This is a genomic window from Megasphaera sp. AF13-6AC (assembly GCF_027685385.1).
Taxonomy (GTDB): Bacteria; Bacillota; Negativicutes; order Veillonellales; family Megasphaeraceae; genus Megasphaera; species Megasphaera micronuciformis.
The window spans coordinates 1-4,500 of the sequence record NZ_JAQCUN010000106.1; the positions used below are offsets into that span (position 1 = coordinate 1).

At 44.7% G+C, this 4,500-nt stretch carries 4 protein-coding genes and 1 pseudogene; 4 read left to right on the forward strand and 1 reads right to left on the reverse strand.

Features of this window, described 5'->3' with window-relative positions:
• The 3 genes and pseudogenes from PGX78_RS06350 to PGX78_RS06360 form a co-directional block, all read left to right on the forward strand.
• Positions 1 to 350, forward strand: a pseudogene (locus tag PGX78_RS06350) (hypothetical protein); the annotation flags it as partial.
• A gap of 128 nt (positions 351 to 478) precedes the next feature.
• The gene (locus PGX78_RS06355; protein WP_270445935.1) at positions 479 to 1,108 is read left to right on the forward strand and encodes a hypothetical protein; all 630 of its coding nucleotides are present in this window, start codon (positions 479 to 481) and stop codon (positions 1,106 to 1,108) included.
• 21 nt (positions 1,109 to 1,129) lie between these two features.
• A complete protein-coding gene (locus PGX78_RS06360; RefSeq protein WP_270445936.1) occupies positions 1,130 to 2,167 on the forward strand; it encodes a threonine aldolase family protein in 1,038 nt (345 codons plus the stop codon).
• A 23-nt stretch (positions 2,168 to 2,190) separates the two neighbouring features.
• Here PGX78_RS06360 and PGX78_RS06365 read toward each other — a convergent pair whose 3' ends face one another.
• On the reverse strand, positions 2,191 to 2,940 hold the full coding sequence (locus tag PGX78_RS06365; RefSeq protein WP_270445937.1) for a transglycosylase domain-containing protein: 750 nt from the start codon (positions 2,938 to 2,940) through the stop codon (positions 2,191 to 2,193).
• A 205-nt stretch (positions 2,941 to 3,145) separates the two neighbouring features.
• Here PGX78_RS06365 and PGX78_RS06370 point away from each other — a divergent pair, with 205 nt between their 5' ends.
• Positions 3,146 to 4,369 (forward strand): argininosuccinate synthase, encoded by a 1,224-nt coding sequence (locus PGX78_RS06370; RefSeq protein ID WP_270445938.1) that lies wholly within the window; start codon positions 3,146 to 3,148, stop codon positions 4,367 to 4,369.
• Positions 4,370 to 4,500 lie beyond the last annotated feature (131 nt).

Here is a 4,500-nt window from a genome sequence, read left to right on the forward strand (position 1 = left end):
AAGGGCGTGATGTTTTTTCCGTTCCCGGGTCCGTATACGCACCACTATGCGCCGGTACGAATAGTTTGATTAAAAGCGGTGCCGTACCGCTTTTATCCGGTAAAGAATTATTGGAGATCTACGGGTGGCAAGAAGAGGTGAAAAAAAGAGAAAGGAAAGCCTTACCACCTCTATCTCAAGGAGCCGGCCGTATTTATAAACTGATGCAAGGTGATCGCTCCGTAAGCTATGAAGAGCTGTGTGCCGAGACGGACTTATCGCCGGCGTGTTTGGCCTCGTCCTTGACAGAACTGGAAATGGCGGGACTTATCGATGTTTCGGCACAACAATATTTTTTAAAAATAGATTAGGTGAAAAATGTATATGAACGGCTTCATTGTCAAGAAAAGACGTCCTTTCCAGAGCGTCTTTTTTGACCTTAAAGGTAAAATAGTATAAAATTATAAATAATTAATTTTTCAGTAAGAAAGGAATAAAAATGCGTATAAAGATATTGGCTTGCCTGGCTTTAGCCGTATGTATTTTTGCGGTACCCGTAAGTGCAAAAGATAAGAATAAGACTGCGGATATGTTTTTGAACGGGTGGGGAACCGTCGCAGTTCCCGATAATTTATATATCCAATCCGGAACTCAACAGTTATTGAGCGCCCGGGAAGCGGGAAATGATATGACGTCGTATATTGCTCGCTCTCTTCCGGGAGTGACTCCTCATACCTATCAGTTGGTTAAGTCCTATAAGGGCGAGTTCCAATATGCATATATGATGCATTATTCACTATTGGCTTCTGATGTAAAAACACTTATCGGCACCGATTCCGTAACGCCGACAGCCATGAATGCTGCTCTGACCGGCCGATTACCTCGTAATTTTTATGTAGCTGAAAATATGCATGGCGTCAAAGTGAACGGAAATACTTATTATATAGGGACTGTCAATGGAGATTTATTCGTAAATAACGGAAGATTTACGGAAGCCGTTCGCATTCTTGTCTCACCTCGAAGTTCCGGGGCGGATGTGATACTGATCTTCGGTCAAAATGAGGACAGTGAAGACTTGTTGTCGACTGTAACGGATATACTGGTACGAACCAAAAATACAAGAAAATAATTGAGAGAGGATGGAAGCAATATGATACGCTTTGAATCTGATTATTTGGAAGGGGCTGTTCCGGAAATCCTTGAAGCCTTGGCCGCTTCGGCAGGAGAACAGCACCCCGGGTACGGGACGGATGAACGTACGGAACATGCAAGGGAATTGATTCGTCAGGCTTGTGACGCTCCCGATGCGGGAGTCTACTTTGTTGTCGGCGGCACGCAAATCAATCTTACGGTTATCGGAGCGGCTTTAAAAAACTATCAAGGGGTATTGGCTCCTGTGACCTCTCATATTAATGTCCATGAAGCCGGAGCCATTGAATTAACGGGTCATAAGGTATTGATTCTTCCGTCTGAAGACGGGAAATTACAGCCTCAACAGATCGAAGAATACTGCCGTGCCTATCAGGCTGATACACACGGGTTTCACATAGTTCAACCGGGTATGGTTTATATTTCGCAGACGACGGAAACGGGAACCCTCTATTCAAAGGCCGAATTAGAAGCCATCCACGATGTTTGTCGTCGTTACGATCTCATCCTTTTTGTAGACGGCGCTCGCTTGGGGTATGCTCTCGAATCTCCCGACTGTGATATGACGTTGCCCGACTTGGCACGACTTTGCGATGTCTTTACCATAGGCGGTACAAAGCAAGGGGCTCTCTTCGGGGAAGCAGCCGTCATTACGAATGAGACCCTGAAGCGTGAGTTCCCTTACCATGTGAAACAGCGCGGTGCTTTATTAGCTAAGGGATGGCTCTTGGGATTGCAATTTGAAACTCTTTTTACAGACAATTTGTATTTTAAGGCTGCTCGGCATGCGGCTGATTTGGCCGTCGTCTTACATGAAGGATTAAAAAGACTGGGATTCGACTTCTTTTATCAGCATAGGACGAATCAACAGTTACCTATTTTGACGAAAGAACAATGCGATAAATTGGCGAAAAAAGAATTTACTTTCGATCATTTCGGGGACTTACCGGACGGTCGTATAGCTGTTCGCCTCTGTACTTCGTGGGCTACCAAGGCGGAAGATGTAGACGCCTTATTGACAGCCTTGGAAGATATTTAAACCGAATAAAAAGGGTAAGACCGTCAGGTCTTACCCTTTTTTTGCAGGTGCAGGTCTTCGGCATATGCCTTATCGGCCTGAGCTTTAGTAATAAGTTCCTGTTCCGCCATGAGATCAAGAACTAATTTTTGACGATTTTTGGCAGCCTCATAATTTTCGAAAGGATTGTAGTAGGTGGGTGCCTGAACCAATCCTGCCAACATAGCTGATTGGGCCAGTGTCAGGCTTTCAGGGGAAATACCGTAATAAATTCGACAGGCCTTGGAAATTCCGTATGCGTCGGCACCGAAATAGGCCGTGTTGAGATAAGCGGCAAGAATGGCGTCTTTACTGTAGTTTCGTTCCAGTAAGACAGCTAAGTACAACTCTTTCAACTTTCTGGAAAAGGTGCGCTCTTGCGTTAAAAAGACGTTTTTAACAACTTGTTGACTGATGGTGCTGCCGCCTTCAACCGTGTCTTGTGAATATAAGTTGACGAGGCCGGCTCTAAGAAGACCGAGAACGTCGATAGCCCCGTGGTCGTAGAAACGTTTATCTTCAACTGCGACAAGAGCTTTTTTCATGGAAGACGGAATATTATCGTTTCGTACATATGAGGGGATCCCGTTCAGTTTTTGTTGCATAGCTTCACGGAAGTGAAAATACGGAGATATGGAATTTTCTTCGGACTCGGCCTGTACTGTCTGAGCCGGTCGAGCCGTGTCACTGAAATGACTCCATGCGGCCGTTACGGCAAAGGCCAGCACGAAGAAGAGAATATACTTTATTTTCATAGGCCCTCCTCCGGGTGAATTATAGCATATTCGCAAAGAAACGGCAAAAATAAGCGGTTTATACCTGAAGAAAAGGGATATTACTAAAAATATATATAAAAAATATACAAAATACTTGCATAAAATAACAGATAAGAGTATACTCTCATCATAACATATGGTAACGTCACAGGTTGATGTGGCACAGGTAGAAAGGAGCAGTAACATGAGTGAAATAAAGAAGATTGTCTTAGCATACTCGGGCGGTTTGGATACTTCCGTCATTATCCCGTGGTTAAAAGAAAACTATAACGGAGCCGAAGTTATAGCCGTATGTGCCGATGTAGGTCAACCCGATGACTTTAAGGCCGTTGAAGAGAAGGCATACATGTCGGGAGCCGACAAGGTATATATTGCAGATGTAAAAAAAGAGTTTTTAGAAAACTATGTATGGCCTGTAGTAAAGGCCGGCTGCGTATATGAAGGAAAATATCTTCTCGGCACGTCTTTTGCACGGCCGTTGATTTCAGCCAAATTGGTAGAAATTGCAAAAAAAGAGGGAGCTGATGCTATTTGTCACGGTGCAACAGGAAAGGGAAACGACCAGGTTCGGTTTGAGTTGACCGTCAAAGCCTTGGCACCGGAAATGAAAATAATTGCACCTTGGAGAGTTTGGCAGATTAAGTCCAGAGAAGATGCCTTGGCATATGCAGCGGCTCATGATATCCCTATTGCACATCAAAGTACGGATAAGCCTTATCCGTACAGCATGGATTGGAATATTTGGCACTTAAGTCATGAAGGTGCGGACTTGGAAGACCCGGCTAATGAACCGCAAAACGATGTATATTTGGTAACGACGCCGCCTGAAAAAGCTCCGGATACGCCCGAATACGTAAGCATTGACTTTGAAAAAGGGGTTCCCGTGGCCGTGAACAGTGAAAAGCAGGGAGCCGTTCAGTTATTGACGACTTTGAATGAAATAGGAGCACGCAACGGTATCGGTATTGTCGACATTGTAGAAAACCGTCTTGTAGGGATGAAAAGCCGGGGTGTATATGAAAACCCGGGCGGAGCCCTGATTATGTATGCTCACAAAGAGTTGGAATATCTCTGCCTCGATAGAGCTACTATGCATTGCAAAGAGGAATTATCCGGTAAGTACGCAGACTTCGTTTATGACGGCATGTGGTTTTCGCCCTTGCGCGAAGCTTTGGCGGCCTTTGTAGATGTCACTCAGGAAACCGTAACGGGTACCGTAACATTGAAGTTATATAAGGGCAATATTATCAGTGCCGGCTCCGTGTCTCCTTATTCATTATACAGTGAAGAATTCGTTACCTTCGGCGAAGATGATGTGTATAATCAACAGGATGCGGAAGGGTTTATCAATCTTTTCGGCTTGCCGTTGAAGATGAGAGCCCTGATGTTGCAGGCAAAGAAAAAGTAGCCGTGTGCAAACGGGGAAAAGAGGAATAGGTATGAAATTATGGGGCGGCCGATTTACGGCAGAAACGGATAAGGCCGTAGAAGCTTTTACGGCGTCGATTCATTTTGATCGGCGTATGTATGCCGAAGATA